Consider the following 8,440-nt stretch of genomic DNA (forward strand, 5'->3'; position numbering starts at 1 on the left):
TCACTTGCGATTCGGAATCGTCCGATCGCGCAGCAGGCGATATGTCATTGGCGAAGAAAAATAAAGCGGCAAAGAAGAAAGCCGGCGTGAAGCCGCAAGCCGTCACGCCGCTCCGTGCCACCAGTGGTGCCGGATTTGATTTTGAAGACCAAATAAGTGCCTGGCTGATGGTGAAGATGCTGTTCGGCGAGACCATCCCAGGCATCGGGGGCACTGGCATCATGCTTCAAGCCCAGGTCGGAGCCCTCGGTTGGCTTATTGATGATCTCTTGGTCACGACGTCGCATGGCCGGCATCTCGCCATCTCGGCGAAAGGCAACACCCAAGTCACCTCTGCCGGCCTGCCATCCGATTTCGTTTCACGGGCTTGGAAGATGTGGCGCGATCCCAATGGGATCATGGATAGAAGCCGGGATAGCTTTGCACTGGTCACTCAGGGAAGCCGTCCAGATTTCGACGCACCTTGGGCGGAAGTGACGAAAGCCTGCAGCGGTTCGGATAGCATCTTATCGATGCGCCGTATTCGCGAGGCCGCCAAGCAATCCAAGGTCTTCCACAGCGTTCAAAAACCGAACGATGACCAGCCAGGAGCGCCAGACGATGAGACGATTGCGCTCATTCGTCACCTGCATGTTCTTCCAATGGACCTGCAATCCTCCTATTCCGATACAAAGAATCAGGTGATCGGACAATGTCGCCAACTCTTGATCAGCAGGGACGCGACGGAGGGAGAAGAGCTCTGGGACGCTCTGATTGCAATGGCGAAAGAGGTCAGGCTTTCATCCGGCACCTTGACAATTGAGGAACTCTGGTCCGCGTTGCGCACCAAGTTTCGCCTCCGCGATCACCCAGACTATGCACCCGATTGGGAGATTCTCCGTGGCGTGACATATGACCACAAGCGCCGCATCAAGACTCAATTGTCATCCGGTCATCAGATCGCACGGCCTACTGAGGTGGCCACCCTTAAACAAGCGATAGCGAACAACATCTTCACCGTCGTGTTCGGCGAATCAGGCTCAGGCAAGTCCGCGCTCGTCAAGACTGTGCTCGATGGTGAATTCGCCGATTTCGAACAGGTCTGGTTCGGCCCGGACGAATTGAAAATAGCGTTGAGTGCTGGCCGCCGCTCTTCCTTGGGCCTGCGGCACGATCTGACGTTAGTACTAAATGCGGCGTCGAGGCCGAAGAACATTCTCGTCATCGATTCCGTCGAACGTATCGACCCGTCCGAGCTGGCGGTTATCGACCAGCTTATCCAAAGCATATGTCCGGCCTTGGCAGAAGTTGCTGATGCGACATGGCACATCGTGTTCGTGACGCAACCGCAGAATTGGGCGGACTGGGCGGACACTCTGCTGATCGGTCGCAACTTAGCGCCGTTCGGAGTGGAAGCCCTCACGAAGGGTGATGTTAGGGCAGCACTGCAGGCTTCTCCTGCGATGAGTTGGCTGACTGCTCATGACGAAACAGTGGCGGTTTTGACCAATCTCCGGACACTCGCCTGGGTCGTCGATGCTGGGCCCGCATTTGCGAGGTCAGCCGGGTTGGCTTCGCATACGGCGATAGCAGATCGGTTGTGGCGGTTTTGGACGGGTGATCGCACCGAGGTTGAGGTCTTCGTTATGAAGCTCGCCGAGCGTGAGGCTTCGTTCGAGCGAAGCTTTCCCTTAACGAGCATCGAAGTGTCCGAACTTAAAGTCTTCGATGGCCGTCCGGCGGCTTTGCCGCTGCGGTTGAACGATCGAACCAAATCCATAGAGTTTGAACATGATTTGGCGGCCGACTGGGCTCGGTATCAGTATCTAAAGTCATTTGCAGCGGATACGAGGCGGTGGGCCGCCCTCGCCGGCAATCCTCTCTGGACCAACGCCCTTCGAATGCTTGGGCAGTTCCTGTTACGCGAAACAGAGGACCAGGAGGCTGGCTGGGACGTCGGATTCAAGGCGGCGGAAGCGGAAAGGCTCACATCTGCAAGTGATCTCCTTCTGGACGCGTTGTGCCTCGATCCGGACGCCGAACGCTTCATGGGTGAGCGGGTGGATCTCCTGATGGCGAATGAGGGCTTCTATCTCAATCGCCTATTGAATCGGTTCCATCATCTCGCCACCGTCCCGAAGGGAGGCGCCTCAGCGATTCAGTCCGACCTTGCCCTCTACATGGAGACGAAATTTCGGACGGTCGTCATTGGTCAATGGTTCCCTTTGCTGGGTTTCGTCGTCACCCATCGCGAAAGGCTGAGCGGGCTGGTGCTGCCATCCCTCTCAAAGGCGTTGCAGGCTTGGCTGACGGGAACGCCTCGGTTCTTTTCGGACGGGACACCGGTTCGCTTTCGTCGAGAGGCAGCGGAATTAGCACTCGAAATGGCACGGACGATCCAAGTCGAAAAGTGGAGCGGCACCATTTACGCTGTGCAGGATTTCTCGCCATACACCGCTGCGCTTGCTGCTGCAGTTGAACTTCCGGAAGAAGTCTCCCAGTGGGCGCTCGAGCTCTGCGGCCGCCGTGATCTCTCGACGCACGTGTTAGACCGCGTGCAATCAATTCTGCGTCTCAGAGAGGAGAAGCATCAGCAGAGATTGCGCGACGATCCGATTTACCGACTGAACAACGCACGGCGAGAAAATTTGCCCACTTTCCTTTCCAGTAGTGAAGAGCTACCGCCTTGGCCGATTGGTGCCCAGTTTAAGACTGACCGCGACCTCCGGACAGCGGTTTTCAAGGAGAACGGGCTCGTTCCGCTGATGGTCGTCCGGCCAGCGGCGGCAGCAGAGATATTGCTGGCATTGATCGTGGAAGACGAGCCGGAGCGCGACAGCAGCCGGTATGAGATCGAGCTAGGATTGGAGTACGCGCAGGATAGCTACCCGACCGCTTACTGGAAGAGCCCCCTCTTCAGTTTCCTACAAGTGTCGCCGGACACGGCACTAGGCACGGTGATCGACTTGGTCAACTTCTGCACCGATCGCTGGAAGGAGCAGGTCGTTAAGGATCGCGATGGTGAGGCCCCGCGAATATCCCTCACGTCCTCAGACGGGACGCAAAGACAGTACTTCGGCCGTCGTGACGTTTTCGATTGGACTCAGCACAACGACATGCGGATTGGATCTCTCTCATCTGCACTGGATTCGGTCGAACGGTGGCTGACGCTGCAAGTAAGCGCTGGCATCGATCTGACACCTCATCTTCACCGACTCCTGCATGAATGCCCATCGGCTGCAGTCATCGGGCTGCTGATCAACGTAGGAAAGTATCGGCCGGAGCTTTTTTTAAGCCCGCTCAAATCTCTGCTGACAAATTTCGATTGCTTCGATTGGGACCAATATCGCGTGCGCGACTTATCCTGGAACATGAGCGCCTGGACGATGCCGCCCCCAAATGAGTTCGTATTTGCGCTCGCCAAGTCATGGGTGCTTGCGCCTCATCGCCAGAAGGTACTTCTGAGTGTCATTTCAGACTTGCTAAATGCGGATGATGCATTCGCTGCCGATGTCAAGGCAGCAGTCGCTCAATGGGTAAAACCGGAAAATCGAAAGGAACTGATCGAGTTCGAACTGATCAGTGCCGCGCTCGATCGAGACAACCATCACCGCCAGGTCGATCCTGAGACGGGTCGGGAGAAGATGGCCTTCGTTGTCCCGGAGTGGCTGCAAAAAAAGGTGTCCGATTGGGACGCCGAGCACCAAGCGTCCCGCCAACAGCTACTTATGCCAGAACAGCTCGAACAGGTGCTCGCGGGTCAGAAGGCGATCACCTTAGACAGTTCGGAGAAGGTATTCAGCCTGCTCCAGGAAGCCGAGACTACCAATGATGAAGGAGGCGAGGCCGGGTGGAACGACACCTATCGGTTTGCCTTAGCGGCCACGCTCGTCGTCAATGGTGAATCCTGGCTCCTGAAGAACCCCGAAGCAGAGAAGGAGATCCTGGACATAATAAGGGGCGGCCTTTCGGCTATCCCTTCTTCCGCTGAAGAAATGCGATCGCGACGGATTGGTCCGGGCGACGAGAAGCTTAAGTTCCTTACCTATGCCGCGATGCATCGCTGGCGGAAAGGTGGTGCCGAAGCCAGCGAATGGGAGGAGGCGATCCTAATGCTCATGACAAGCGGTAGCGGCGCGGCGTCGTCGCTTGTCTTTGCGATTGGTCATGCCTACCGGCAGAGTCTGGGGGCGTCCTGGTGGCGGTTGCTTCATCTGGGTGTTTTGTGGTCGGCGCTGATTCTACTGACACCCCATTTCGGTGACGATGAGCAAAGTGAGGTGTTGTGGAGCAAATGGTTGGCCAGTTTCCGGAAGCTCAAGATCGCCGGAGTAAACGCTCCCGTCGATGAATTTCGGTTCCAGCGCGTTGCAACTCTGACCGAAAAGCTCCTCTTTGCGCGACGGGAACGGTCGTATGAGAAGGAGGAGCTGCGCTTCAGAGGGAGGCGCCCAAAGCCGCGAGCGCCCCTCCTCGACTCACATGTCCTTGGGAATGTCTTTGGTTGGTTGCTTGTTGGCGGCAGCCCAGGAGAGTGGTCCGAGGAAACCCGGATTGCGCTTGAGCTTTGGCAGTTCGATATTGCTCGAGCTGAAGCGGAGCGTAGAGAGTCTGGAGAGTATGATATTCCTGGCCAACAGTTCGGGTATGGTGTCCTGACAAAGTTGGCAGATCTAACCCTAAGTGCTCCCGCCGGAGCGGCGCGCCCTCTGTGGGAATCCGTCCTCCGCCATGGGCCGAATGCTCATTACGCAATACAACAGTATATCCTCGGTATCTTCGAGGCGCTCGGCCGAGGCTCTTCGATCGTTCCGTTTGAAGTCGTATGGCGCGAGATGATTGAGTACGCGCTTGCTCGGGACTGGGGAAGCGGCGATCATTGGTCCTATGGAGAACGGATGCTGTGCAGCCTTTTGGGCTACGGAAACGAAAGGATCCTGGCGCAAAGCGCTCCAGGCGCGGTGTCTAAATTCAGAGACCTCTACGAGCGCTGGGCGGAAGGTCATCTGGGGCACGATGATGATTGCTTCGTAAGATTCAATCGATTTCTCACAGCGGATGCAGGGGCGCCGTTAAGGCTAGCCGGCCTATGCTGGATCTCGTCTAGACTCAAGCAAAGCGAGCGACCGACGCGGTGGTGGCGCAATGGCTTGCCCGATTCCCTAGTTGAACTGCTCGATACAACTATCAATAAAGATAGGCGCGCACTCGCGGGCGATCCTCCTGCGCGTCAAGCAGTTCTTGATATCGCGGCGATCATGGTTTCGGCGAACATTCCGAGTGCGCTTCCCCTGCAAGAGCGTATTAAACAACTTCTCCGCTAAGCAAGAATCTTGGAAGGTACAGCAAGCCTCCATTTGTCGGACCACAAGTCTTAGCAATCGGGGTCAGCGATGAATTCTTGCCGCCGGTGATCAGTACCAGACCCACTTCCGCAGCAAACAACCTGAGTTCATCCCACTGCGTTTCGGACAAACGACGCCGCTTGTGCTACACTCAGCGCGCTGTTTGAGATTGTGAACTCCGCGTCGAACGACGCATCAAACGAAGCGCGCCCGAGACCAAGGCGCGCCCATTCCCACCGGCGCAGCCGGAACCTTTACAGGGCCTTTACCACAGCAGGAATCCGTTTCGCGCGGGCGGATGGGACAAAGGCCTGCCGTGTCAGAGACTTGGTCCGCCTTTCGGCCTTCGAGAATGGTGCAGGCTGTAAAGGTCCCGCGCGCCGGTCGCCGCAGCGCCGGTTGCTGCACCTGCAACACAGACCGGACGCAGACAGAATTGAGCTTCCGCCGACCCACACGCCGCACGGTAACCCGGACCCAACCCGGACAGAATTGAGATTCGGCGGCGCCGTCCGCTAGCGGGAAACGCTGCATCGTCAGCAGCTTGCCGCAGTTTGCCCCCCGCCGGGGCGCCAACCCGTCCGTGTCGTCCGGGATGCGCCACTGCAGGCGCGCGGCTTACGCCATCCGCTTCACCACGAAGCGGTTGATCAGCAGCGAGAGCAGGCTGAAGCCCGCCATCACGCCGATCATTGGCAGGGCGGTGTCGTCGAACTTGGTCAGCCAGGAGAGCAGGCCGGAACTCAAGGCGGCGAGCACGAATTGCAGCACGCCGAGCATCGCCGAGGCCGCACCCGCATTGGCGGCGAAGGGGCCCATGGCGAGGCCGGTGGTGTTGGGGATCACGAAGCCCATGGTCGCGATCCAGACGAACAGCGGCAGCAGGATGCCGAACAGCCCGCCGATCCCGGCGGCCACGTCGACCACGAAGACCGCGGCGGCGGCGATCTGGATCAGCAGGGCGGTGAGCAGCACGCGCTCCGGCGAGCTGCGCCGCTGCGCCACGACGTTGACCTGGCTCGCGATGATGAAGCCGACCGCGTTGATGCCGAAGACCGCGCTGAAATAATAGTCGGGATAGCCGTAGACGTTGACGATCACGAAGGGCAGGCCGGCGATATAGGCGAAGGTCCCCGCCATCATCGTGCCGCCGGTCAGGGCATAGCCGACGAAGTTGCGATGGGTGAAGAGGCGCCAATAGCCGACGATGACGGATTCGAGGCGCAGCGGCCGCACATGCTCCGGCTTCAGCGATTCCGGCATGCGGACGAAGATCAGGACCATGGAGAGAACGCCGATCAGGGTGAGCAGCCAGAAGATCTCGCGCCAGCCGAACCAGATCAGCACGCCGCTGCCGATCATCGGCGCCAGGATCGGGCCGACGCCGAACACCAGCAGCACCCGGGAATAGACCCGGATCGCATCGGCGCCGGAGAAGAGGTCGCGCACCATGGCGCGCGCCACCACCGTGCCGGCGCAGCCGCCGGCCGACTGCAGGAAGCGCAGCGCGATCAGGGTCTCGATGTTGGGCGCCAGCGCGCAGCCGATCGAGGCGGCGATGTAGATCGCCAGGCCGAAATAGAGCGGGGGCTTGCGCCCGAAGCGGTCGGCGATCGGGCCGTAGAAGGCCTGGCCGATCGCAAAGCCGGCGAAGTAGGTGGGCAAGGTCAGCTGCGCCTGCGCGTCGGTGGCGCCGAGGCTGGCGGCGATGAAGGGCAGGGCCGGCAGATACATGTCGATCGCCAGGGGGGCGATCAGACTGAGCACGGCAAGGATGAGGACGAGCTCGGCGTGGCGCAGCCGCGCCTTCTGGGCAGGGTCGGACATGCGGGTGATCTTAGGCGGCCGGGAGTGGTTTCCGATGCCAGTTTATTGCAGACCCGACCATACTTTCTATGTCGGTCGCCTGGGCGCGCCAGCCAAGCTCGCGTTCCGCCTTGGCCGGCGAGGCATAGAGCTGCGGCGCATCGCCCTCGCGGCGCGGGCCTTCGTTGACCGGCACCGGCTTGCCCGCGAGCTTGCCGACCGCGGCCAGCACCTCGCGCACCGAGACGCCGATCCCCGTGCCGAGATTGAAGGCATGCGCCCCGGACTTGGTTTCGAGCAAGGTCAGGGCCTTGAGATGCGCCTCGGCCAGGTCCTCGACATGGATATAGTCGCGCAGACAGGTTCCGTCCGGCGTCGGGTAGTCGGTCCCGAACAGCGAGAGCGGCCCGCCTGCGCCGAGCGCCGCCTGGATCGCCAGCGGGATCAGGTGCGATTCCGGCTCATGCGCCTCGCCGATCTCGCCGTCCCGGTCGGCGCCGCAGGCGTTGAAGTAGCGCAGCATGACGACGTCGATCTCGCCGGCGGCGGCGAGGTCGGCGAACAGGTGCTCGGCCGCGAGCTTGGTCCGACCATAGACGTTGACCGGCAGCCGCGGCGCCTCTTCTTCGATCGGCATCCGCTCCGGCATGCCATAGACCGCGCAGGTCGAGGAGAAGACCAGCTTGCGCAAGCCGCACTGCCGCATCGCATGGCTGAGCGACAGCGCGCCGTTCACGTTGACGTCGTAGTAGTCGAACGGCTGCTTGGCCGATGCGCCGACCAGGGACAGCGCCGCGAAATGCAGCACCGCGGTGGCGCGATAGCGCCGCAGCACGGTCTCGACCCGATAGCCGTCGCGCACGTCGCCTTCCTCCAGCGGCCCCCATTTCACCGCCCAGCGGTGGCCGGTCGCGAGGTTGTCATAGGCGACCGGCAGGAAGCCCGCGCGGTCGAGCGCCTTGCAGACATGGCTGCCGACATAGCCGGCGCCGCCGGTGACCAGGACGGCAGGCTTCGTCATGCAGTCCTGCCGAGGCTGGAATAATGGAATCCGGCGGCTTGCATCTCGGCGGGACGATAAATGTTGCGGAGATCGACGAAGACCGGCGCCTTCAGCAGCGCCTTGACCCGGTCGAGGTCGAGGCTGCGATAGCTGTTCCACTCGGTCAGGATCACCAGCGCGTCGGCGCCGTCGATCGCCGCGTAGGGATCGTCGCGATAGTCGAGGTCCGGCAGCTGCTTCTTCGCTTCCGCCATGCCCTCGGGATCATGGGCGCGGATCTTGATGCCCTGCTGCTGCAGCAAGGGCA

At 60.4% G+C, this 8,440-nt stretch carries 4 protein-coding genes; 1 reads left to right on the forward strand and 3 read right to left on the reverse strand.

Annotation, left to right across the window (positions count from 1 at the left end; all coding sequences use genetic code 11):
- Positions 1-47 precede the first annotated feature (47 nt).
- The gene (locus tag ACH2CY_RS26215) at positions 48-5,303 is read left to right on the forward strand and encodes a hypothetical protein (protein WP_395022863.1); all 5,256 of its coding nucleotides are present in this window, start codon (positions 48-50) and stop codon (positions 5,301-5,303) included.
- A gap of 639 nt (positions 5,304-5,942) precedes the next feature.
- Here ACH2CY_RS26215 and ACH2CY_RS26220 read toward each other — a convergent pair.
- The 3 genes from ACH2CY_RS26220 to ACH2CY_RS26230 all read right to left on the reverse strand — a co-directional run.
- A complete protein-coding gene (locus ACH2CY_RS26220) occupies positions 5,943-7,151 on the reverse strand; it encodes a Bcr/CflA family multidrug efflux MFS transporter (RefSeq protein WP_395022864.1) in 1,209 nt (402 codons plus the stop codon).
- Between the two features lie 10 nt (positions 7,152-7,161).
- Positions 7,162-8,151 carry a UDP-glucose 4-epimerase GalE gene (gene galE, locus ACH2CY_RS26225; protein WP_395022866.1) on the reverse strand — a complete coding sequence of 330 codons (990 nt, stop codon included), beginning with the start codon at positions 8,149-8,151 and terminating at the stop codon, positions 7,162-7,164.
- The coding region (locus ACH2CY_RS26230; protein ID WP_395022867.1) for a UDP binding domain-containing protein at positions 8,148-8,440 on the reverse strand (293 nt) is incomplete at its 5' end. The genes ACH2CY_RS26230 and galE, both read right to left, overlap by 4 nt.

Origin of the sequence: Dongia sp. (genome assembly GCF_041905885.1) — a bacterium.
In the GTDB taxonomy this organism is placed as follows: Bacteria; Pseudomonadota; Alphaproteobacteria; order Dongiales; family Dongiaceae; genus Dongia.